This is a genomic window from Klebsiella sp. GW_Kp182, assembly GCF_040062275.1.
Classification (GTDB): domain Bacteria; phylum Pseudomonadota; class Gammaproteobacteria; order Enterobacterales; family Enterobacteriaceae; genus Klebsiella; species Klebsiella michiganensis.
Genome location: NZ_JBEAFQ010000007.1, coordinates 63950 through 86343, shown reverse-complemented (window position 1 = coordinate 86343; position 22394 = coordinate 63950). Strand labels below are relative to the sequence as shown.

The 22394-nt window shown below is 57.5% G+C and carries 20 protein-coding genes and 1 pseudogene; 8 read left to right on the top strand and 13 right to left on the bottom strand.

The annotated features are described in order from the left end of the window. Positions 1 to 48 precede the first annotated feature (48 nt). Positions 49 to 2232 carry a catalase/peroxidase HPI gene (gene katG / locus ABLU88_RS08875; protein ID WP_032695023.1) on the top strand — a complete coding sequence of 728 codons (2184 nt, stop codon included), beginning with the start codon at positions 49 to 51 and terminating at the stop codon, positions 2230 to 2232. 50 nt (positions 2233 to 2282) lie between these two features. On the opposite strand, the gene mgtU is transcribed toward katG, so the two are convergent. From mgtU to ABLU88_RS08850, 5 genes are all read right to left on the bottom strand, one after another. Then, complete coding sequence (gene mgtU, locus ABLU88_RS08870; RefSeq protein ID WP_251009858.1) at positions 2283 to 2369, bottom strand: magnesium transporter protection protein MgtU; 87 nt, start codon at positions 2367 to 2369, stop codon at positions 2283 to 2285. Positions 2370 to 2382: 13 nt separating this feature from the next. Further along, complete coding sequence (mgtR, locus tag ABLU88_RS08865; RefSeq protein ID WP_014229313.1) at positions 2383 to 2475, bottom strand: protein MgtR; 93 nt, start codon at positions 2473 to 2475, stop codon at positions 2383 to 2385. An 18-nt stretch (positions 2476 to 2493) separates the two neighbouring features. Beyond that, positions 2494 to 5226 (bottom strand): magnesium-translocating P-type ATPase, encoded by a 2733-nt coding sequence (mgtA, locus tag ABLU88_RS08860; RefSeq protein WP_025108278.1) that lies wholly within the window; start codon positions 5224 to 5226, stop codon positions 2494 to 2496. A gap of 155 nt (positions 5227 to 5381) precedes the next feature. Beyond that, a complete protein-coding gene (locus tag ABLU88_RS08855) occupies positions 5382 to 6077 on the bottom strand; it encodes an MgtC family protein (protein WP_025108277.1) in 696 nt (231 codons plus the stop codon). Positions 6078 to 6489: 412 nt separating this feature from the next. Then, positions 6490 to 7029, bottom strand: a complete 540-nt coding sequence (locus tag ABLU88_RS08850; protein ID WP_032749146.1) for an anti-virulence regulator CigR family protein — start codon at positions 7027 to 7029, stop codon at positions 6490 to 6492. A 288-nt stretch (positions 7030 to 7317) separates the two neighbouring features. Between ABLU88_RS08850 and ABLU88_RS08845 the strand changes: the two genes are divergently transcribed. Then, positions 7318 to 8727 carry an MFS transporter gene (locus ABLU88_RS08845; RefSeq protein ID WP_025108275.1) on the top strand — a complete coding sequence of 470 codons (1410 nt, stop codon included), beginning with the start codon at positions 7318 to 7320 and terminating at the stop codon, positions 8725 to 8727. 17 nt (positions 8728 to 8744) lie between these two features. Next, positions 8745 to 8939 (top strand): annotated as a pseudogene (locus ABLU88_RS08840) (LysR substrate-binding domain-containing protein); the annotation flags it as partial. Here ABLU88_RS08840 and ABLU88_RS08835 read toward each other — a convergent pair. Further along, positions 8936 to 9841: a LysR family transcriptional regulator gene (locus ABLU88_RS08835; protein WP_014229305.1), complete on the bottom strand. Its 906-nt coding sequence runs from the start codon at positions 9839 to 9841 to the stop codon at positions 8936 to 8938. The pseudogene ABLU88_RS08840 and the gene ABLU88_RS08835 sit on opposite strands and share 4 nt — an antisense overlap. Positions 9842 to 9997: 156 nt before the next feature. Here ABLU88_RS08835 and ABLU88_RS08830 point away from each other — a divergent pair, with 156 nt between their 5' ends. Together ABLU88_RS08830 and ABLU88_RS08825 are read left to right on the top strand one after the other, a co-directional pair. After that, positions 9998 to 10798, top strand: coding sequence for an AraC family transcriptional regulator (locus tag ABLU88_RS08830; protein ID WP_049104247.1), 801 nt, complete (start codon positions 9998 to 10000; stop codon positions 10796 to 10798). 85 nt (positions 10799 to 10883) lie between these two features. Continuing rightward, entirely contained in the window at positions 10884 to 11501 is a 618-nt protein-coding gene (locus ABLU88_RS08825) for a LysE family translocator (protein WP_014229303.1), read from the top strand. A gap of 44 nt (positions 11502 to 11545) precedes the next feature. Here ABLU88_RS08825 and ABLU88_RS08820 read toward each other — a convergent pair whose 3' ends face one another. From ABLU88_RS08820 to ABLU88_RS08790, 7 genes are all read right to left on the bottom strand, one after another. Beyond that, positions 11546 to 13846 carry an FdhF/YdeP family oxidoreductase gene (locus ABLU88_RS08820; protein WP_025108271.1) on the bottom strand — a complete coding sequence of 767 codons (2301 nt, stop codon included), beginning with the start codon at positions 13844 to 13846 and terminating at the stop codon, positions 11546 to 11548. 193 nt (positions 13847 to 14039) lie between these two features. Next, positions 14040 to 14957 carry a bestrophin family ion channel gene (locus ABLU88_RS08815; protein WP_014229301.1) on the bottom strand — a complete coding sequence of 306 codons (918 nt, stop codon included), beginning with the start codon at positions 14955 to 14957 and terminating at the stop codon, positions 14040 to 14042. Between the two features lie 203 nt (positions 14958 to 15160). Further along, the gene (locus tag ABLU88_RS08810; protein ID WP_049104245.1) at positions 15161 to 16069 is read right to left on the bottom strand and encodes a cation diffusion facilitator family transporter; all 909 of its coding nucleotides are present in this window, start codon (positions 16067 to 16069) and stop codon (positions 15161 to 15163) included. Positions 16070 to 16268: 199 nt separating this feature from the next. Next, positions 16269 to 17138 carry an oxygenase MpaB family protein gene (locus ABLU88_RS08805; protein ID WP_348836334.1) on the bottom strand — a complete coding sequence of 290 codons (870 nt, stop codon included), beginning with the start codon at positions 17136 to 17138 and terminating at the stop codon, positions 16269 to 16271. Positions 17139 to 17252: 114 nt separating this feature from the next. Then, entirely contained in the window at positions 17253 to 17684 is a 432-nt protein-coding gene (locus ABLU88_RS08800) for an OsmC family protein (RefSeq protein ID WP_004138064.1), read from the bottom strand. A gap of 80 nt (positions 17685 to 17764) precedes the next feature. Next, complete coding sequence (locus ABLU88_RS08795; RefSeq protein ID WP_032695032.1) at positions 17765 to 18244, bottom strand: GNAT family N-acetyltransferase; 480 nt, start codon at positions 18242 to 18244, stop codon at positions 17765 to 17767. Then, positions 18244 to 19146, bottom strand: coding sequence for a LysR family transcriptional regulator (locus ABLU88_RS08790; protein WP_025108266.1), 903 nt, complete (start codon positions 19144 to 19146; stop codon positions 18244 to 18246). The genes ABLU88_RS08795 and ABLU88_RS08790 overlap by 1 nt, the downstream gene beginning before the upstream one ends. A 114-nt stretch (positions 19147 to 19260) precedes the next feature. Between ABLU88_RS08790 and ABLU88_RS08785 the strand changes: the two genes are divergently transcribed. From ABLU88_RS08785 to ABLU88_RS08775, 3 genes are all read left to right on the top strand, one after another. Continuing rightward, positions 19261 to 20112, top strand: a complete 852-nt coding sequence (locus tag ABLU88_RS08785; protein ID WP_048263040.1) for a Vmh family MBL fold metallo-hydrolase — start codon at positions 19261 to 19263, stop codon at positions 20110 to 20112. Between the two features lie 236 nt (positions 20113 to 20348). Continuing rightward, positions 20349 to 20489, top strand: coding sequence for a stationary-phase-induced ribosome-associated protein (gene sra / locus ABLU88_RS08780; RefSeq protein WP_004101955.1), 141 nt, complete (start codon positions 20349 to 20351; stop codon positions 20487 to 20489). Between the two features lie 184 nt (positions 20490 to 20673). Beyond that, positions 20674 to 22371 carry an NAD-dependent malic enzyme gene (locus ABLU88_RS08775; RefSeq protein WP_049083649.1) on the top strand — a complete coding sequence of 566 codons (1698 nt, stop codon included), beginning with the start codon at positions 20674 to 20676 and terminating at the stop codon, positions 22369 to 22371. Positions 22372 to 22394 lie beyond the last annotated feature (23 nt).

Sequence of the window (22394 nt, the reverse complement as noted above, 5' to 3'; positions counted from 1 at the left end):
TAGCAGTGTATATCGTAATGGCATTCACAAAAGCAAACGGAGCCTGATATGAGCACGTCAAACGATCCTTCGAATACCCCGTCGGCAGGGAAATGCCCTTTCCACGCCGAGACGGCGACGCCCACCCAGAGCGCGGGCGGTGGCACCGGCAACCGCGACTGGTGGCCAAATCAACTACGGGTGGATCTGCTGAATCAGCACTCCAATCGTTCAAACCCGCTGGGCGAACACTTTAACTACCGCGAAGAGTTTAAGAAGCTCGACTACTCGGCCCTGAAGGCCGATCTGCGCGCCCTGCTCACCGATTCTCAGGAGTGGTGGCCAGCGGACTGGGGTAGCTATATCGGGCTGTTTATTCGTATGGCGTGGCACGGCGCCGGTACCTATCGTACCGTTGACGGGCGCGGCGGCGCGGGCCGCGGCCAGCAGCGTTTCGCACCGCTCAACTCCTGGCCGGATAACGTCAGCCTCGACAAAGCCCGTCGCCTGCTGTGGCCGGTAAAACAAAAATACGGGCAAAAAATCTCCTGGGCCGACCTCTATATGCTGGCAGGCAACGTGGCGCTGGAAAATGCCGGTTTCCGTACGTTTGGCTTCGGTGCCGGTCGTGAAGACGTTTGGGAACCGGATCTGGACGTCGACTGGGGTAACGAAACCGAATGGCTGGCCCATCGTCATCCGGAAAGCCTGAATCAGCAGGCCATCGGCGCGACCGAAATGGGGCTGATTTACGTCAACCCTGAAGGCCCCAACGCCAGCGGCGACCCGCTCTCCGCCGCCTCCGCGATTCGCGCGACCTTCGGCAATATGGCAATGAATGATGAAGAGATCGTCGCGCTGATCGCCGGCGGTCATACGCTGGGCAAAACCCACGGTTCCGCGGTGACCAGCCACGTTGGCGCAGAGCCGGAAGCGGCGCCGATTGAAGCGCAGGGACTCGGCTGGGCGAACAGCTACGGCAGCGGCGCGGGCGCCGACGCGATCACCTCCGGTCTGGAAGTGGTCTGGACGCAAACGCCGACCCAGTGGAGCAACTACTTCTTCGAAAACCTGTACAAATATGAGTGGGTGCAAACCCGCAGCCCGGCAGGCGCGATTCAGTTCGAAGCGAAAGATGCGCCGGAGATCATTCCTGACCCGTTTAATCCGGAGAAAAAACGCAAGCCGACCATGCTGGTCACCGACCTGACGCTGCGCTTCGACCCGGAGTTCGACAAGATTTCCCGCCGCTTCCTTAACGACCCGCAGGCCTTTAACGAAGCCTTTGCCCGCGCGTGGTTTAAACTTATCCACCGCGATATGGGGCCGAAGTCCCGCTACATGGGCCCGGAAGTGCCGAAAGAAGATCTGATCTGGCAAGATCCGCTACCGGCGGCGGTCCACACCCCAACCGCAGAGGATATCGCGACGCTGAAAACCGCCATTGCCGACGCCGGCCTTTCGGTCAGCGAGCTGGTTTCCGTGGCCTGGGCATCGGCCTCCACCTTCCGCGGCGGCGATAAACGCGGCGGCGCCAACGGCGCGCGTCTGGCGCTGGAACCGCAGAAATCCTGGCCGGTAAACGCCATCGCGTCCCGCGTGCTGCCGACCCTGCAGGGGATTCAGCAGGCATCCGGTAAAGCGTCGCTGGCCGATATTATCGTTCTGGCCGGCGTGGTGGGCATTGAGCAGGCTGCCGCGGCGGCGGGCGTTCAGGTTAGCGTTCCCTTCGCCCCTGGCCGCGTCGATGCGCGTCAGGATCAGACCGATGTGGAAGCGATGGATCTGCTGCAGCCGCTGGCCGATGGTTTCCGCAACTATCGTCGCGTTGGCGGCGGCATCTCTACCGAAACGCTGCTGATTGATAAAGCGCAGCAGTTAACGCTGACGGCGCCGGAAATGACGGTACTGGTGGGCGGTCTGCGCGTGCTGGGCGCGAACTTCGACGGCAGCCGACACGGCGTGTTTACCGACCGCGTGGGGGTGTTGAGCAATGATTTCTTCGCTAACCTGCTCGATATGGGCACCGTCTGGAAAGCCGCTGACGAGCACGCTGAGCTGTTTATCGGCCGCGACCGTAAGAGCGGCGAAGAGAAATATACCGCTACCCGCGTTGACCTGGTGTTTGGCTCCAACTCCGTCCTGCGCGCCCTGGCTGAAGTGTATGCCTGCAGCGATGCGCGGCAGAAGTTCGTGAATGACTTCGTTGCCGCATGGACCAAGGTGATGAACCTCGACCGCTTCGATCTGTAATCCTTTCCCCGGCAGAAATGCTAAACCCGGGCCAATGGCCCGGGCTCCTCTTATCTAATCCAGATTGTCAGCAGAATAATGATGGCCGCAATAATCGCCACCTGAATAAAGACTTTATCCAGCGATCCTCTGCGCATCGCGCCCCCTTTTTCAGAACAGGATTTGCCAGATAGCCAGCAACAGCACCAGCAGACCCACCAGGAAAAATATCAGCGCGATGAGGGTGTCCGGAGAACGATTCATCTCTGCGCCTCCTTATCATCAGAACCACTGACCAAAGCGTTTGATATAGAAACGCTTCATGCCCTGCGCGACCAGGCAGTAGCTGAGCAGCGTCGCGATCAGCCACGGGAAGTAGCTCAGCGGCAGCGGCTCCAGCCCGACCATCGCCCCCAGCGGCGAGAACGGAATGTAGATGCCCATCGCCATAATGACCGCGGTGGTGAGCAGCACCGGCAACGTCGCCCGACTCTGGATAAACGGAATTTTCTGCGTTCTCAGCATATGCACCACCAGCGTTTGCGACAGCAGCCCTTCAATAAACCACCCGGACTGGAACAGCGCCTGGGCTTCGACGTGATTCGCCGCAAACACGTACCACATCAGCGCGAAGGTGGTGATATCAAAAATGGACGACGTCGGGCCAATCCACAGCATAAAGCGGCCGATATTTTTCGCATCCCACTTGCGCGGCTTACGCAGGAATTCCTTATCCATCTTGTCCCACGGCAGCGAGAGCTGAGAGAGATCGTACATCAGGTTCTGGATCAGCAGATGAATCGCCAGCATCGGCAGAAACGGAATAAACGCGCTGGCCACCAGTACCGAGAAGACGTTGCCGAAGTTAGAGCTGGCGGTCATATTCAGGTACTTAATGATATTGCCAAAGGTCTCACGCCCTTTGATCACCCCTTCTTCCAGCACCATCAAATCCTTTTCCAGCAGGATGATATCGGATGCCTCTTTGGCGATATCCGCCGCGCTGTCGACGGAAATACCGACGTCCGCATCGCGCAGCGCCGGCGCATCGTTGATGCCATCGCCGAGGAAGCCGACGGTGTGGCCGTTTTTCTGCAGCGTTTTCAGGATGCGCGACTTCTGCAGCGGCGTCAGTTTGGCGAATACCGAACGCGTTTCCACTTCGCGCTCCAGTTCGTTATCCGTCATCGCTTCAATCTGCGCGCCGGTCAGGATACCGTGGGCATCAATCCCCACTTCCAGGCAAATACGCGCCGTGACCACCGGGTTATCGCCGGTCAACACTTTGACCGCCACGCCGTTATCGCGCAGCGCGGTAATCGCTTTTCCCGCGCTCTCCTTCGGCGGATCGAGGAAGGTCAGCATCCCTTCGACCGTCAGCCCTTGCTCATCCGCGGCGCACAGCGGGGTTGTCAGGGCGGAGTCATCCAGCTTGCGGGTCGCGACCAGCAGCACGCGGAAACCCTGGGCGTTGTAATCCTGCGTTTTGGCTAACAGCAGATCGCGGCGGGTTTCATCCAGCGCAACCACGCGGTCGCCTTCGCGCAGATGCGTGGCCACCATCAGCATCTCTTCGACCGCGCCTTTGCAGATCAGGCTTTTATCGCCGTGGCGGACATCTTCCACCGACACCGAGACCCGACGGCGGACAAAATCAAACGGCAGTTCATCAAGCTTCACGAAGCGCTCTTTGGTCGCTGGCGCAATCCGCCCCTCGCCAAAGCGCAGCACCGCCCGGTCCATCAGGTTGCGCGCCCCGCTCTGGCTGCTGCTGTTGAGCCACGCCAGCGTCAGCACCCGGTCGCTCTCGCTGCCGCTGACGTCAAGATGATGCTCAAGAATGATATTGTCCTGCGTCAGCGTGCCGGTTTTATCGGTGCACAGCACGTCCATGGCGCCAAAGTTCTGAATAGCGTTCAGCCGCTTGACGATCACTTTGCGCCGCGACATGGCGATAGCGCCTTTCGCCAGGTTTGAGCTGACGATCATCGGCAGCATTTCCGGCGTCAGGCCCACCGCGACCGCCAGGGCAAACAGCGATGCCTCAACCCAGTCTCCTTTGCTGAAGCCGTTAATCAGCAGCACAATCGGCACCATCACCAGCATAAAACGGATCAGCAGCCAGCTGACGCTGTTTACCCCACGGTCGAACGCCGTCTGGGTGCGCGTACCGACAATGGACTTCGCCAGCGAACCAAACCAGGTGCGGTTTCCGGTAGCCACCACCACCGCCTGCGCCCTGCCGCTGGTCACGTTGGTGCCCATCAGACAGATATTGCCCATCTCCAGCAGGCTTTTATCTTTGTTCGGCTCGGGAAGCCTGTCGCACCCTTTGCCGGACACGCTGGCCAGAACGTCATACTTTTCCACCGGCAGCGATTCGCCGCTAAGTATCGACTGGCTGACGAACAGGTCCCGGGACTCCAGCAGGCGGACATCCGCCGGAACCAGATCCCCCGCAGCCAGGAAGATGATGTCACCGGGCACCAGTTCCTCAATGGCAATCTCCTCCTGCGCTGGCCCCATGTTACCAGGACCGCGACGCAGTACCGTCGCCGTGGTGCGAACCATGGATTTCAGCGCCTGCGCCGCTTTGTTGGTGCGAAACTCCTGCCAGAAACGCAATAACCCGCTCAGGCTGACCATCGTGACGATAATGATAATCCCGGTCAGATCGGTCTCTTCGCCGTTACGCAGCGGTAGCCAGTAATCGGTCACGAAGCTGACGGCGGCCAGCGCCATCAGGACATAGATAAACGGGTTATTGAATGCCTGCAAAAGCTGGATTAGCGCCGGCGGCGCCTGCTCGTGCGCGACTTCATTGCGGCCATATTCATTCAGCCGTTCAAGGGCATCTTCGGTGGTGAGCCCCTGACGGCTGCTGTTGAGCCGCGCCAGCGTATGATCCGGGCTGTTAAATGCCTCGGTTTCAATGGCGAAGCTTTTTTTATGCTGCTTATCATTTTCTGACGCAGACCGGTTTATTTTCCGGTTTTCTATTTTCATGTCAGTCATGATTACTCCTCAAATTTAAGACGTCGTTATCCCTGCATAATTGACTTATGCATAATTCATTTTTACGTTATTAAACGCTTATTACTTTAATTGCCTGGGAATATCCATCATTCCCTCCTTAGACAAATCATTGCCAGAGTAGAATATCAGGGAGGCTAACTCCCCTCGACGCACCAGCGCACTGACGTAATGTTTTCGTCACCGCCAATTCTTGACATAATAAGATCTCGCGCTTTGCGGGAGTCGGTATTACCAACCAGTTCGATGCGGATTTCTTTATGTCCTTGTTCTTTTGCTGCTATCGACACCAGCCCCTGCAAGCTGAGCGTCATCTCTTTACTGATATTAAGCAATAGCTGACGAATCGCGTTTTCATGTTCGCTATGACAGATAATATTCAGGACGTAGCATTTTTCTTCTTCTGTCGCGCCGGGGATCTGATTAATTCTCTGCGCCGCTTCGCGCAGTAGAATATTGGCGCACAGGATGATCAGCGTTGCCGCCGCCGCTTGCCAGAACTGGCCTAAGCCACACAGTACGCCAATCGCCGCAGAGCACCACAGGGTTGCCGCGGTATTCAGGCCGCGCACGTTCATACCTTCCCGCATGATGACCCCGGCGCCGAGAAAACCAATTCCGGAAACCACCTGCGCGGCAATACGTCCCGGACTATCCGGCGATGTGGAGATAGAGCTCAGAATAAAAACCGCCGCGCCGGTGGCGACCAGCGCATTGGTGCGCAGGCCAGCCATCCGCTGACGCCACTGTCTTTCGGCGCCAATCAGTGCGCCCAACAGCATCGCGGCGAGTAAATTTGCGATATAAGGAAACATCAACATAGCTTCCTCCATTTTTGCTGGAAGAATTAACTACGTGCTTTATTAAGCACACGACAAATTGTCGCCAGAGAGGCGATTAACGTCGCGTTGACGGTGGAGGGAATAATGTATTTTTAAACATGAACATGACGATTATCCTCGCAGCCATGCTGCGTTATTTTTTATGGGATGCAATCGTCTGGATGAGGAGATTGCTGCCCGCCGGTTGGCAAGCAGCGCAGAAAAAATAGCGTCAGCTTGCCTTGATGTTTAAGTAAGGGTGACTGTCCAACATATTTCTCCTGTGTGAATTTGTGCTCATTATAGTCATTCAATTATTTGAGTAAAGTTAAAATCTCGCTTTAGTGACGATTTGTTTAGAATGACCTTAATGCGCTAAGCCTGCCCGTCAGGATTAACCCCGGCGCGAACCGGGGTTAATTCACTAGTCAAAGACGCCATTAATTATCGACGTCACGATCGCCGTACTCAGCGCGATCAGCACTAAATCCTGGCCCACCACGCGCCATTCATAGCCAGGATAGTAAGGCAGTTCGTTGAGCATCGATGCCGGAACCGCTTTTTTTGCAATCCCCGGAGGTAAGGGTTTACCGCGAGCCAGATTTTTGGCGATTCCCGGCGGCAGCGACTGATAGCCGGTTAAACCGTAGTTTACCGCCAGCGAACGCGCTCTGGAGAAGCTGATATCAGCGGAGACATGATCGGGTTTGCCGTAGTTTTTTCTCTGCCCCGAATTTCCTTCTTTATGACCCTGGTTGCCCTTATCAACGTTGTTTTTACCGCTATTGCCGTTGTTACCGTTATTGCCATGGTTACCGCTATTCCCACCACTGTTGCCATGGTTACCGCTATTTCCACCACCGTTGCCACCGCCGTTACCGGGATTAGCGAAGACCGGCGTAGCCATCATTGACAGCGAAAGCGCCGCCGCCAGCGCTGCTTGTAAAATTTTCTTACTAGACATGATTATTTTCCTGAGTGGGAGTACTCGCTTTGAATGTAGGTGAATAACCTGAGCGCAACAATCTCTCGTTATCTTAAATTTATTTCAGGTCAAACTTGGCGGCCCGATGGTGAATTCCTTCACTCTGCGGCCGGGCCACAGGCGAAAACCAGCACACAACGCCAGCCAAACCACATTGGCATTATTTTATTCTGCAAATCTCTCTCCCCCGATGCGATTAAAAATTTAAAACCATTAACAATCAAATAACATTAGCAGGCAAACATTTTATCTGAGGAAAATAATAATATGTCTACCACCCAGGTTCTGGGCGACGCCGCGTTCGCCTCCCCAGGACATCCCCACTCCAGCCTGACCGCTCGCATCGATGCGCTCCCCGCCTCCGTTGGCCTGTGGTCTTTTATCACCCTCCTGGCGCTGGGCGGCTTCTTCGAGCTGTACGATCTTTTTCAGACCGGCTATATCAGCACCGGGCTGCTGGCAGAGGATATTTTCCATACCGGCGAGCAGGGTATCTTCGGTATCTCCGACCAGGCCGCCTTCGCGTCGTCCACCTTTATGGGGCTGTTTATTGGCGCCAGCCTGCTTGCGCCGCTGGCGGATAAGCTGGGCCGCCGCCTGACGTTTATGTTTGCCCTCGCCTGGTACGGCGTATTTTCGCTGATGATGGCCCTGCAAAGCAGCGCTGAAGGGGTTATCTTCTGCCGCTTTCTGGTCGGCGTCGGTCTCGGCATTGAGCTGGTGACCATCGACACCTATTTAAGCGAATGGGTGCCGACGCATCTGCGCAATAAAGCCTTCGCTTTCGCCTTCTTTATTCAGTTTTTATCGGTTCCCGCCGTGGCGCTGATGTCGTGGCTGCTGGTGCCGATTACCCTTTTCGGCCTGACCGGCTGGCGCTGGGTGATCATCTTCGGCGCGCTCTGTTCGCTGATTATCTGGGTTATCCGCAAGAAGCTGCCGGAGTCGGCGCGCTGGCTGGATGAAAAAGGCCGCCACGAGGAAGCCCATAAGGTGATGTGCGAAATGGAACAGCGCTGCGGCGTTTCTCCCTCGCCGCGCCACCAGGTTGAGAGGCAGGATAACCCGCGCAGGCTGGGAAGCTTTAAAGCGATCTGGGCGCCGCAGTACCGCAAACGTACGATCATGCTGATGGTAATGAACTTCTTCCAGGCCATCGGCTTCTTTGGCTTCGGCAACTGGCTACCGGCCCTGCTTTCCGGCCAGGGGGCGAGCATCACCCACAGCCTGCTGTATGCGTTCTTTATTACCCTCGCCTATCCGATTGGCTGTCTGTTCTGCACCCGCTTCGTTCATCGTTTTGAAAACAAATGGCAAATTGTGCTTTCCGCGCTGATGACGGTGGTGTTTGGCACCCTGTTTGCCCTGCAGAACAGCCCGGTGCTGCTGGTGATTTGCGGGTTTATGATCACCTGGTCAAACGCCTGGCTGACCATTAGCTATCACGCCTACCAGGCCGAAGTTTTCCCGACCCACATTCGCGCGCGGGCGGTCGGCTTCTGCTACTCCTTTAGCCGGCTGTCGACGGCGATCACCAGCATTTTGATCGGCATTATTTTGCAATACGCCGGTACCCCAGGCGTGATTAGCTTTATCGTCGCCAGCATGCTGATGGTGATGCTGTCGGTGGGCATCTTTGGTCCGAAAACTCGCGGGATCAGCCTGGAGAATATTTGATGGTAGCCGCCGCCGGGTTAGCCGGCGTTGGCTTCGCTATTCTGGGGGAGAAACCCTGCCGCCCGTTTATCGATCGCGGTGAACTCCAGGAAGTCGCGCTGGAGCTGCCGCCGGCGCCGTTACAGCTCTCCGCCCTCTATCGGGAGCGCCACTTTATGCCCGCCAGAACGCGCGTCTGGCTTGAATTTATCCAGTCGCAGATGGCCAGCTAAGCGCCGTCAGCCGACTGGCGTTCGCTAAAAATCACCTGCGCATCGGCGAAGCATTTTTCCGCCAGCGACGACACCGGCTCTTTGTTGCGCATGATCAGCGCCAGCATCGAGTCGACCTCCGTCTCGGGGATCGGCCTGATTTCCAGATTATCGCTTAGCGCTTCGAGGCCGTTGTTCAGCGGCATAATCGCACAGCAGATCCCGGCCTGCACCGCCTGGATGATCTGAAACGTAGAGTCGCTTTCAAAAACGTATTTTGGCGCCAGCCCCTTGGCCTTAAAGCTCATCTCAATCGATTCACGGTAGTACATGCCCTTGGTCAGAAAGCCCAGCGGCAGCGCGGCCAGGGTATCCCACTCAGGCGTCGCGTCGGCAAACTGATAATGACGCCTATCGTGCAGCAGCCCCATGCGGGTATTCGGCAGCCAGACCACGTTGAACAGTTGGCTATCGACGTGGTGCAGATAGCAGATCCCCAGATCCAGCTGGTTGCGGCTAACGCCGTCGATAATCTGTTCCGAGGTCATGGACAGCAGACTGAACTGCAGCTCCGGGTATTTATCCGCCAGCGGCTTGATCAGCTGCATCGGATTCAGGCTGGCTAAAGGCACCATCCCGACTCTTAGCTGGCCGACCATCTGCCCGCGACAGATAGCCGCCTCCGCCTCCAGCCCGTCGTGCGCCGCCAGCAGCGCTCGCGCCCAGGCCAGAATACGCTCGCCCTCTGGGGTAAACCCTTCAAACCGCTGCCCGCGCTGAATCAGCGTCAGATTAAGTTCTTCTTCAAGATTGCGGATACGCATCGATAGCGTGGGCTGGGTGATATGGCAGGCCGCCGCGGCCTGGCCGAAATGTCGTGTTCTGTCGAGCGCAATCAGGTACTTAAGCTGTTTAATATCCATTATCATCCACTGTTTGCGCAATCTGCTGGCAGCGCAGCAGGCAAAATGTTAGCTAAATGTTATGTTCTGCGTTGATGAAATTCAAGCGCCGGTCGACCGTTGCTCGTCCCGCGTGCCTGAGGCTACACTCATGCTATGCCCCGGCAGGAGAAACCGTTGAAAACTCGCCTTCATCACGTTCAGCAGCACCGGCTCACCATGCCGGGACTGGAAGCCATGTCGTTAGTCACGGAACAGAGTTTTCCGCGCCATTCCCACGACCAGTTCGGCATCGGGATTTTCACTCAGGGCGCGCAGCGTTCGTGGAGCCATCTGGGCAAAATTGAGGCCGCCGCCGGAAATATCATTATGGTTAATCCGGGGGAGATGCACGACGGTATCCCGCTGAATGGCCCGCGCAGCTGGCAGATGATCTATCTCGATCCCGAGCGGGTTGCCGCTGAATTTCAGGGGGCGATAAAGGCCGAAGATATTCTCCTGCGCCCGGTGGTCGAGGACCCGCAGCTGCGCGGACTGATGCTGCGGCTGTTTAGCGAGATTGTCGCCAGCGCCCCCGAGGATACCGCCGTGGAAGAGGCGCTACTGCTCTGCCTGATGCGGGTGAGCCGATACCATCTCTGCGCACGGCGGCCTGATAAAAGCGGTACCCCCTCCATCGCGCTGGCCAGGCAATATCTCGATGATGCCCCCGAAGAGAAAATCTCTCTCGAGGAGCTTGCTACCCTCTGCGGTCTCAGCCGCTTTCAGCTGATCCGCGGCTTCGCTCGCGAAACCGGCATCACGCCGCACGCTTATCTGGTACAGGCCCGCCTGCGCCTGGCGCGCCGCCTGCTCGCCGAAGGTCACTCCCCCGCCGATACCGCCTTCATGGCCGGCTTTGCCGATCAAAGCCATCTGACCCGCGCGTTTCAAAGGCAGTTCGCCATGACCCCAGGCAGCTATCAGGCGAGCCGCTAGCCGACGTTGTGCAATTTTGTTCAATACCGGCGCGCGGCTTTGCGAAATACTCAGGGCCTCGATTCTCTGCAACAGGAATGACATCATGGCGTTCATCACCCCTGAGTTTCTTTTGACTTCGCTGATTGTGGTCATCGCCCCCGGCACCGGGACGCTTTACACCATTGCCACCGGCCTGGCGGCGGGCAGAGGCATGAGTTTTGCCGCGGCCTTCGGCTGCACGCTGGGCATTATTCCGCATATGCTGGCGGCGATAACCGGGCTGGCGGCCATCCTCCACAGTACCCCCGGCGCCTTCGAGCTGGTGAAGTACGCCGGCGTCGCCTGGCTGCTGTACCTCGCATGGGCCACCCTGACCCAGCGCGGCAGCCTGAACGTGGAGGGCGTCGAGCAACGCAACCCGCGCCAGGTCATCAGCCACGCGATTCTGATTAATTTGCTTAACCCTAAGCTGCCGCTCTTCTTTCTCGCCTTTCTGCCGCAGTTTATCCAGCGCGGCTCGGCTTCGCCGATCGGGGAAATGCTGATCCTGAGCGCCGTTTTTATGCTGATGACGCTGCTGGTTTTTATGCTCTATGGCGCCTTTTCGGCGGCGATGCGCGGATACGTGCTGTCGCGTCCGCGGGTGTTACAGGGGCTGAGAGCCTGCTTTGCCGCCGGTTTTGTCGGGCTGGGGATTAAGCTGATTCTGGCGCAGAGGTAGCGATTTTGCCCACGACGCGACGATCGCCGCGGGCAAACGGCGTTTTAGCGAAGCCCCGCCAGCGCGCGGATCTCTTTCGAGCGCAGCGTTAAACGGACGGGCGCCGATTTATACGACGGCGTGCCGCTCTCTTTATCGAGATAATCCAGAGGGACCAGCACGTTGGCTTCGGGGTAATAGGCGGCAACGGTGCCCGGCGCGATGCTGTAGGCGACCAGCGTGATATCTTCCAGCCGCTGATGGTGGCCCGGCAGCGCGGAGCTGATATCCACCCGATCGCCGTGTTCGAATCCCTGCTCAGCCATATCCTGCTCGTTCATAAACAACACGTCGCGACGGCCAAACACGCCGCGGTAGCGGTCGTCCATGGCGTAAATGGTGGTGTTGTACTGATCGTGGCTGCGCAGCGTCACCAGGCGCATCACGTCATGCCCTGCTACCTGCTGGTTTTCGTGCACCCCGTGAAAAACGGAAAACATCGCTTTGCCGGTCGGCGTCGGCCAGATACGCTCCGTCGGCGGCAGCGGCATGCGAAAACCGCCGGGATGGCGAATACGCTGGTTGTACTGGTCAAAGCCGGGAATGGTCTGCTCGATCAGATCGCGAATGCGATCGTAGTCGGCGACCAGCGACAGCCAGTCAACCTTGCTTTCCGGCAGCGTCGCCATGGCCATCCCCGCGACAATCGCCGGCTCCGATCGCAGCTCTGGCGAACCGGGTTTCAGCTTGCCCGACGACGCATGCACCATCGACATCGAATCTTCCACGGTGATTGACTGGCGTCCCGTCTCCTGAATATCGAGTTCGGTTCGGCCAAGGCACGGCAGGATAAAGGTCTCATTGGCCACCAGAAGATGCGAGCGATTGAGCTTGGTGCCAATATGCACGCTCAGATCCAGCCCCCGCATCGCCGGAAAAGCCCGTTCGCTATCCGGCATAGCCACCGCGAAGTTCCCGCCAAGGCAGAGCAGCGCTTTCGATTCGCCGTCGATCATCGCCTGTAGCGCTTTTACCGCATCGTGACCATGCTCCTGCGGCGGCGTAAAACCAAACACCCGCTGCAGGCTGGCGAGAAACTGGGGGCTCGGCTTTTCCGTGATGCCGACGGTACGGTTGCCCTGTACGTTGGAGTGCCCACGCAGCGGGCAGATCCCGGCTCCCGGCTTGCCGATATTCCCGCGCATCAGCAGCAGGTCGGCTATCAGGCGTACATTAGAGGTGCCCTTATTGTGCTGGGTGATGCCCATACCGTAGGTGATAATCGTGGCGTTAGATTTAGCGTAAGCCGCCGCTACCCGTTCAAGATCGCCGCGCGTCAGGCCGGACTCGCGTTCAATATCCGGCCACGGCGTCGCATTCACATCCTGCGCAAATTCGGTAAAGCCCAGCGTATGCTCATCGATAAACGCCCGATCCAGCACCTCGCCCTGCTCTGCTTCCAGCCGGAGCAGCGCCTTCGCGATACCCTTAAGCGCCGCCGCGTCGCCGCCCGCTTTGACCTGGAAATAGGTCGACGCGATGTTGGTTGAGCCGTAGGTCGCCATCTCAATGACGTTCTGCGGATCGGCGAAACGCTCCAGCGCCCGCTCTTTTAGCGGATTGAAGACGATAATCGGCACCCCCCGGCGCGCCAGTTCGTGCAGCGTACCCATCATGCGCGGATGGTTGGTTCCGGGATTGTGGCCGATAGAGATAACCAGCTCGGTCTTATCAAAGTCATCGAGGGAGACCGTCCCTTTACCGATGCCGATGGACTGCGGCAGGCCGACGCTGGTCGACTCGTGGCACATATTGGAGCAGTCCGGAAAGTTGTTGGTGCCATATTCGCGGGCAAACAGCTGGAACAGGAAGGCCACTTCGTTAGAGGCGCGCCCGGAGGTATAAAACTCGACTTCATTGGGCTGCAGCGTACGAAGAATGGCGCCGATGCGGGTAAACGCCGCGTCCCATGAGACCGGACGCAGGGTATCGCTGGCCTTATCGTAGGCCAGGGGCTGGGTTAAGCGCCCGTAGCCTTCCAGCTCAAAATCGCTGCGCGCCAGCAGCGACGTCACGGTGTTAGCCGCGAGAAACTCAGCCGTGACCCGTTTACTGGTGGCTTCCCAGGTCACCGCTTTGGCGCCGTTTTCGCAGAACTGAAACGTCGATTTATGCTCTTTGTCGGGCCAGGCGCAGCCGGGACAATCAAAGCCATCCGGCTGATTGGTCCGCAGCAGCGTGGCGGGGGCATCGAGCGCATCCATTTGCGTACGAACGGCGATAGCGGTGGCTTTTAAGGCACCCCAGCCGCCCGCCGGACCATCATAGGGATGGACGCCGGGAACGACGCGTCTTCTGTTACTCATGTTCACTCCTGATGCGCTTTCGGCGGCGTATGGCAGGTGAAACGCCGCACGATCTCTTATCACCCGTTACCAGCCAGGATAACGGGCGTTTTTTGTTAACGAAAGCATAACAATCAGGGCGGTGACTGTATAATCAATGTTATCTATCACGCGTTAGATTTAACTTATTTAACGAATAATAAACATACAAAAATCAGGTCAGATTGTAGTGGCGATCCGGCGCCAGTTTCTCCGGTAATGGATGCTGGCCGGTCATATCCAGCAGGTTGCGCTCAATGGTGTTACACATCGCGTTCAGCGGCAAATCGTTGGCTGCGGTACCGAACGGGTCCTCCAGCTCTTCCGCCAGCGAATCCCACGACAGAAAGGTGTAGGAGATAAACACCGACACGAACGGCGTCATATAGTGAAGATCGCCGACCAGCGCAAACGGCAGCAGCGTACAGAACAGATACACGGTGCGCTGCAAAATGAGCGTGTAGGCAAAGGGCACCGGGGTGCTGGCGAGGCGCTCACAGCCGCCCAGCGCGTGCCCCAGCTCATCAAGCTTATTGTCCATCAGGCTGAAGGTGACATCGCCGATCTTCCCTTCTGCGCGCAGGCGCCCAAGCTCATCGCCTGCCAGCAGCAGAATGCGGTTGGTTGGCATCGAACTGGCGAGGATTTCCGCCACGCTTTGCGCCGGCAGCAGACGCGCTAAATCGGCGCTCGGATCCGTCTTGCGCAGCTGATGCTTCAGGCTCCAGCTAAACGCCACCAGGTAGCTCACCAGGCGTTGATGGGCTGCGCTTTCGGCCGGCAGGATATTCTTCAGCTGGCGCACCAGCGTTCTCTGGGCAATCAGCACCGTTCCCCACAAATTGCGCGCTTCAACAAAGCGGTTGTATCCGGCGCTATTGCGAAAGCCAAGAAAAATGGCAATGGCGATCCCCAGCAGGCTAAACGGCGCGACGGTAAGATGGATACCCAGCTGCTCGTACCATTGATAGCTGATGATCGCGATAATCGACATCATCAGGTTAAGCAGCAGGCGAAAGACGATTTTTGACAGCACGGAGCCGTGCCAGTCAAACAAGCGAAGGAACCAGTGTTGTTCTGGCCGGATAATCATTGTTTTACTTCCTGAAGTTTCGAACGAATAATAGATACTTTCTATTATCCGATTGCATTTTTATATTGTTTAAAAACACGACACGGCGGCAGCCGGCTATTTATCAGCGATGAAAGAATAGCCGCTGGATTATGGTCCTTTTTTATTTCACAGGCAATATTATCCGCAGGCTGACAAAGCCCTCAAGCGTTCAGGGGAATAACCTAAGCGATAATCGCGTCGCTATCCGCGCGGCAAGGGTCAATATGAATCATCATATGCAGCACGTTTTGGCTGTTTAGCACCCGCGCGCGGGCCAACAGCGCAATATCGTGCCCTTCCGCCACCGATAAATCTCCCGGCACCTCGATATGTACATCGACCAGGATCCCATCGCCGGCGCGTCGGGTTTTCAGGTCATGCAGCGCCACGACGCCGGGCGTTGCCAGAATAGTGGTGATTATCTGCTGCTCGCTGTCGCTATCCACTGACCGATCCATCAAGTCATGGAGGGCGTCATACGAAAAGGTATAGCCCATGCGGGTGACCAGCGCGCCGACGGCCAGCGCGGCCACCGGATCGAACCAGGCGAAGCCGGCCAGGTTACCGATGATGCCGACCGCGACCACCACCGACGACGCGGCATCCGAGCGGGCGTGCCAGGCGTTGGCAATCAGCATGGACGACTGAATTTGTTTAGCCGCCCTGAGCATATAGCGGAATAACATCTCTTTGGCGGTCAGCGCGGCGAGCGCCACCCACAGAGCGGTAATATGCACGCTCGGGATAGACGCCGGATGCAGCAGTTTGCCGCAGGCGGACCACAGCATACCCGCGCCAACCAGTAACAGCAGCGCGCCAATCACCAGTGAAGCGCCGTTTTCATAGCGCCGGTGTCCGTAGTGATGATCGCTATCCGAGGGTTTGCCGCTTTTTTTATTGGCCAACAGCACGACGAAATCAGCGACTAAATCGGAAAGAGAATGAATACCATCGGCAATTAATCCCTGCGAACCGGAAAAAACGCCCGCCAGAACCTGGGCGCTGGATAAAAAAAGATTGACCACCACGCTGACCAGCGTCGTTTTACGCGCAACCTGGGCGCGCTGACCATCGTCAGTCATTTTCGCCATGATGACTCCCCCGTAAAAAAAGAAATAACGTACGCGATTTGGCTTAATTTTTCCTGAATAATCCGCCGCCGTTAAGAGAATATTTACTTATTTTTATTGCTGTCAAATATATAAATGAGAATAGTTTGTTTTTAAAAAATATAGCCATGACAATAATAGCCATGGCTATATTTTTGGCGTAAAAACGCAGCCTGAATAATTAAAACTGATTCATCCGGCGCATTGCGCAATGATACGCGCCGTTACGCACCGACGCGCGCAGTACGCGGGCGACGCCGTGTACCGCAATTCGTGCGCTGTGCCGCTGCAGCGCACTCATCGGCAAATTGAGCATCGCCTGCGCCCACGGCGGCAGAAGGTCAATCCCGGCGCGCATCATCATTCGCCCGACGGGCTGACTCAGGCGCCCCGGCAGGCGGGTCGATAGCAGGACGTCGGCAACTTCCTGCGTTCGCTCATCGCAGCGCAGCGTTGGGCGCATATCCTGCAGGTAGTCGGCAACCTGACGCGGCGTTACCGGGATATCCCGAGCGCCAAGGCGGCGGGCAATTTCGGCGGCCTCCTGATAATACTGCTCCTGGCGGGCAGCGCTGACCACGGTCCGCTTGTAGCGCAGGTGCGAGGCCATAAAGCTGCTGCATTCGGCGACATGAACCCAGGTGAGCAGCGCCGGGTCGCTGGCCTGATAGGGCGTGCCGTCTTTATCCTTGCCGCTCACCCGCAGGTGGATCCCCTGCACTTTTGCGATCAGCCGTTCGGCTTCGGCGGTGGTACCAAAGGTGGTGGCGGAAATAAACTGGCTGGTACGGCGCAGGCGGCCAAAGATATCTTCGCGGAAATTTGAGTGATCCCAGACGCCCGCCAGTGCCAGAGGATGCAGCATCTGTAACAGCAGCGCGCTGACGCCGCCGCAGAGCATGGAGGTAAAATCGCCATGAACCTGCCAGATGGCCGACTGCGGACCAAATAGCCCCGGTTCGCCTTTGGGGTGTTCAAAATCGATCTCTTTTAGCGCCATGCCGGTTAAGCCCAGAACCTGAGCTTCAATCATTCCGCGTATGCTGGTCATTACCCACCTGCTCTGATCCGTGAGCGAGAAAGATAGCATTTATTAACGACGGGGGCATTTGCCAACGATGGCTTTTAGGGCAGGAGCGCCCGCCGATAGCGGGCGCCAGTGAGCTTATGGATTGAGCTGGTAGTCGAGGCTTATCTCCGCGTTCAGCACCTGCGACACCGGGCAACCGGCTTTGGCTTTTTGAATGATGCCGTCAAACGCATCGGCCTCAATGCCTGGCAGCACAATTTTACTCTGCAGCGCGATTTGGGTGATGGCAAAGCCGCCGCCGGACTTATCCAGCGTCACCACCGCCACGGTATCAATGGAGGTGGCGGTGTAGCCCTCTTCGCTCAGCATCAGCGAGAGCGCCATGGAGAAACAGGCGGCATGGGCGGCCCCGATAAGCTCTTCCGGGTTGGTGCCCTTGACGCCTTCGAAACGGGTGTTAAAACCATAAGGCTGCTGGTTCAGCGCGCCGCTCTCGGTCGAGACGGTTCCTTTTCCGCTTTTCAGATCCCCTTCCCAATGCGCCTGACCTTTCTTATGGATTGCCATAATATCGCTCCTTTTTTGATATGAAAGGGTTAAGTATAGAACCCCCTAAGGCATTTGGGCGGCGCGCGGCGTTTTTCAGATCAATCCGTCGGGATATTTTTACTCATATTAACGCCGGTAACGCGGAAACCCGCGGCGTCGTAGAGATGGCGCGCGCGCTGATTATCCCCGGCGACGCGCAGTTTAATTTGGCCGATCCCCTGGCTTTTCAGCGCATGCTCAAAAGCCGCCATCGCTTGTTTACCCAGGCCCTGTCCCTGAAACGCCGGATAAATATAAAAATCGCAGATAAAGGCGGAGCGCATTTCTTCGTCAGGCTTGTACCAGAGATAGCCGACCCGCTTTTCCGCGCCGTCACTGTCATCGAATAAGCAGCATAAAACCTGGCCGCGAGTATTGACGCCGTCGGGCAGATCCGCGGCGATTTCGCGCTGTGCCTGGGCTAACGCGGCCGCCGGCGAGAGCGCGTAATTGGCGGAGATTTCCGCCGCGTAGTCGGGGATAAAGTAGTCGAGATACGCCGGGTACTCCGTAGCGCGCATTGGGCGAAGCACTATCATTAAAGGGTTCCTTTTATATCGTGAGTTTGCGCCAGTTTCTGCTGAATCTCACCGAGAAACAGCGGCAGCGCGCTTGGCTGATAGTCCCGTGAAAGGTAAATACCATATACGCTTAGCGCTTTTGGCCGCCAGGCCGGTAAAACCTGTTTCAGCGCCCCGCTGTTGAGCGCCCGCTGCGCCTCCAGCTCCGGCAGCATCGCGATGCCGCAGCCGGCGACCGCCGCCTCCATCAGCAGCGAGGAGATCCCGGCGCTAAGGTTGCCGGAAACCGCCACCGCCACGTTTTCGCCGCTGGCGTCGCTAAACTGCCAGGTCTGGCTGGCAAAATGGCTGTAATGCAGGCAGTTGTGACGAGTGAGATCTTCCGGCGTTTGCAGCGGACCGTTCTGCTGAAGCCAGCGCGGCGACGCGCACAGCACCGAACGACACACGCCAAGGCGGCGGGCGATAGCCCCGGGCTCCGGATTGTCGGTGATGCGAATCGCCACGTCGATCCGTTCGCCGATCAGGCTGACCGGGTGATTATTGATATCCAGCTCAAGGCGCAGCTGCGGATAACGGGCGAGAAAATCGGGTAGCAGCGGCGAAATCAGCTGCATCGCCGTAAAGTGAGCGCAGGCGACGCGCAGCGTCCCGCTGGGGATCGCACGCTCGCTTTGCCCGGCGATCTCATCCGACAGCTGCGTCAGGGTGCGCGTTTTTTGCAGCACCTTTTCCCCCGCAGCCGTGAGCGTCAGTTTGCGGGTTGAGCGATGGACCAGCCGGGTTCCCGCCCACTGCTCCATCTGTTCCAGATAGCGGCTGACCATCGGACGCGACATCCCCAGCGCGCGGGCGGCGGCGCTTAAGCTCCCCAGTTCACAAATGCGCATATACACCTGCGCGGCAATAACCCGATCCATAACTGATTTCCATCTGCACGTTTTATGAAACTCAGCATCTCTTTTTTCAGGAATTTTCGCAAATCATGAAATCCGTACAATAGCGCCTATTCACCTGACCAAGAGAAAACGAATATGAAATTATCTGCCCTTGCTATCGCGACCACGCTGTTCAGCACGTCAGTTCTGGCCGCGCCCCTAACGCTGCAAACCTACAACCCGCAGGAGAACGGCATCTTCGCGGTTAACTCCACCCTCGCCTCCGGCCCGCATGAAGCGGTGCTGTTTGACGCTCAATTCAGCGTCAAAGATGGCGAGAAGCTGGTTGAAATGATTAAGAAAAGCGGTAAAAAACTGACCCGCATCGTGATTACCTCCGGCGATCCGGACTTCTATTTCGGCCTCGAGCCGCTGGTAAAGGCTTTCCCGGATGTCAACGTGGTGGCGACCGCGGAAGTGGTTAAACACATTAACGCAACCAAAGCGGCCAAACTGGCCTACTGGGGCCCGCAGATGAAGGACGGCGCGCCGAAGCAGGTTTACGTCCCGCAAGCGCTGACGGCAAACACCTTCACCATCGACGGCGAAAAGGTTGAGATCCGCCAGCCGCAAAATTATGCCGCCTATGTCTGGATCCCGGCGAATAAAACCATTCTTGGCGGGACCGGCGTGGCGTGGGGCATGCACGTCTGGACGGCGGATACCCAGAGCGTCGAAAGCCGCCAGCAGTGGATAAGTACGCTCGACGAGATGGCCGCGTTGCATCCGCAGCAGGTGATCCCCGGCCATTACCTGGGGACTCCGCCCGCAGGCGACCGCGCGATTACCTTTACCCGCGATTATCTAACCCAGTTCGAGCAGGCGCTCAACGCGCACAAAGACTCCGCCGGCGTTATCAAGGCGATGAAACAGCGCTGGCCGGGACTCGCGGAAGAGAGTTCGCTGGAACTGAGCGCCAAAGTGAATACCGGCGAAATGAAGTGGTAAGACTGGCTAACGTGCGGGCCTTTCTGCCGGATGGCGGGTGACCTCCTGCCCGGCCGACGAACCGGGGTCCGCTAAAAAGACTGTTCTTAATCTGCCGACTCAACGTTGCTAAACCCGGCAAAATGGGCCACGATGATTATCGCCGCGCTAAAAATGCGCGGCGTACTTAAGGGTTAAATTTCGTCCGACACCCGTCGGGCTTGTCCTTGAAACCGACACAGGATAAAGGAGTAAGAATGAAATCGAACCAACAGGCACGTCATCTTCTTGGTCTGAACTACAAGCTTTCTCAGCAGAAAAAAGTGCTGCTGGAAGGCGATGCGGAAACCACGGTTAACCATGTTCGCGCCACCGGCCGCAAGCGCCGCGGTGGCTAACTTTTCAGCTGAATGATGATAAAAACACCGTCCTCTCCCCGGGATGGTGTTTTTTTAAGACTATCGGCCTCATGTTTACCCTCCTTTGATGTCTTCTGCTTTATACTCTGCCCGCTGCCATTCCCTGCCAGCCCCCCGCCTGTCGCCGCGCCCGGGCTGAAGCGATTATCAAGGAGTTAGTGCGATGCAATTCACTCATAAGAAAAACCGCTCTCTATACATCCCTTACGCCGGCCCCGTGCTGCTTGAATTTCCGCTGCTCAACAAAGGCAGCGCCTTCAGCATGGAAGAGCGCAGCAGCTTCAACCTGCTGGGCCTGCTGCCGGAAGTGGTCGAAACCATCGAAGAACAGGCCGAACGCGCGTGGATCCAGTACCAGGGATTTAAAACCGAGATCGACAAGCACATCTACCTGCGCAATATCCAGGATACCAACGAAACGCTGTTCTACCGCCTGGTCGGCAACCACCTCGACGAAATGATGCCGGTTATCTACACCCCGACCGTCGGCGCCGCCTGTGAGCGCTTCTCTGAGATCTATCGTCGCGCCCGCGGCGTGTTTATCTCTTATCAGAACCGCAATAACCTCGACGATATTCTGCAAAACGTACCGAACCACAACGTTAAGGTTATCGTGATGACCGACGGCGAACGTATTCTCGGCCTCGGTGACCAGGGTATCGGCGGGATGGGCATTCCTATCGGCAAACTGTCGCTGTATACCACCTGCGGCGGTATCAGCCCGGCCTACACGCTGCCGGTGGTGCTGGACGTCGGTACCAACAACCAGCAGCTGCTGGACGATCCGCTGTATATGGGCTGGCGCCACCCGCGCATCACCGACGACGAGTACTATCAGTTTGTCGACGACGTTATCCAGGCGATTAAAGCCCGCTGGCCGGACGTACTGCTGCAGTTCGAAGACTTCGCGCAGAAAAACGCCATGCCCCTGCTCAACCGCTATCGCCACGAAGTGTGCTCCTTTAACGATGATATCCAGGGCACCGCTTCGGTCACCGTCGGTACGCTGATCGCCGCCAGCCGCGGCGCGGGCAGCCAGCTGAGCGAGCAGAAAATTGTCTTCCTCGGCGCCGGCTCCGCGGGCTGCGGTATCGCAGAGCAGATCGTCGCGCAAATCCAGCGCGAAGGGTTAAGCGAAGAGGAAGCCCGTAAACGCGTCTTTATGGTTGACCGTTTCGGTCTGCTGACCGACGCCATGCCGAACCTGCTGCCGTTCCAGAGCAAACTGGTGCAAAAGCGTGAGCATCTGCAAACGTGGGACACCACGAATGATGTGCTGTCGCTGCTCGACGTGGTGCGCAACGTCAAACCGGATATCCTGATCGGCGTTTCCGGGCAGCCGGGGCTATTCACCGAAGAGATTATCCGCGAGATGCACAAGCACTGCCCGCGGCCAATCGTGATGCCGCTCTCCAACCCGACCTCCCGGGTGGAAGCCACGCCGCAGAATATCCTCAGCTGGACCGACGGCGCGGCGCTGGTCGCCACCGGCAGCCCGTTTGCCCCGGTCACCCTCAAAGGCAAACAGTACGTTATCGCCCAGTGCAATAACTCCTATATTTTCCCGGGAATTGGCCTCGGCGTTATCGCTTCGGGCGCATCGCGCGTGACCGATGAGATGCTGATGGCCGCCAGCGAAACCCTGGCGAAACATTCGCCGCTGGTGAATAACGGTGAAGGCCCGGTTCTGCCGGAGCTGAAGGATATTCAGAGCGTTTCGCGCGCTATCGCGTTTGCGGTGGGTAAAATCGCCCAGGAACAGGGCGTGGCGGTGAAAACCTCCGCCGAAGCGTTGCTGCAGGCGATCGCCGATAACTTCTGGCAGCCGGAGTACCGGAACTACCGGCGCACGTCGATTTAACCGGTAGATGAGTCATACAGGGG